Raw genomic sequence first — 666 nt, forward strand, 5'->3', positions numbered from 1 at the left:
GCCCGGTCTATGTCGTGTTCCCGCAGATGGGCGATCTCGCTGCGGTTACGGCCTTCGCCATCGTCATCCTTGGCGGCCTCGGCAATATCACCGGCGCTGTCATCGGCGGCTTTAGTCTCGCTTTGGCGGAAGAGCTCGGCGCCGGCTACGTCTCGTCGGGCTATCGCGATGCGATGGGCTTCCTGATCATCATCATGGTGCTGATCTTCAAACCGACAGGATTGTTCGCACGGGCGGAGCGCGTCGGATGAAGCAGATCGTCACGCTCCTTTGTCTCGCCTTCTTCGCTTCCGTGCCGATGTGGCTGACGGATCCGTATCTGCTCAATGCGCTGATCACGACCGGTATTTTCATCATCGGCGCCATGAGTCTGAATCTGCTGCTCGGCTTCACCGGGCAGCTCAGCCTTGGCCATATCGCCTTCTTCGGTATCGGCGCCTATGTCAGCGCGCTCATATCGCTGGGATTCGATGTGCCGATCTACGGTGATTTCCATATCGTCCACGTGCCGTGGCCGCCGATTGCAGGCTTCTTTCTGGCGATCGTCATCTCGGGCTTCTGTGGCTATCTGGTCGGACGCCTGTCGTTCAGCGTGCGCGGCGCCTATTTCGTGATCGTCACGATCTCGTTCGCCGAAGTTGTCAGGCTGGTGGCGCTGAACTGGGT

At 59.6% G+C, this 666-nt stretch carries 2 protein-coding genes; both read left to right on the top strand.

Going from position 1 to position 666, the window contains the following annotated elements; all coding sequences use genetic code 11:
- The coding region (locus ACXJKG_RS21340) for an ABC transporter permease subunit (protein WP_456847714.1) at nt 1-251 on the top strand (251 nt) is incomplete at its 5' end.
- On the top strand, nt 248-666 hold a 419-nt coding region (locus tag ACXJKG_RS21345), incomplete at its 3' end, for a branched-chain amino acid ABC transporter permease (protein ID WP_456847715.1). The genes ACXJKG_RS21340 and ACXJKG_RS21345, both read left to right, overlap by 4 nt.

It is taken from the genome of Cellulomonas sp. P5_C6 (genome assembly GCF_054049635.1).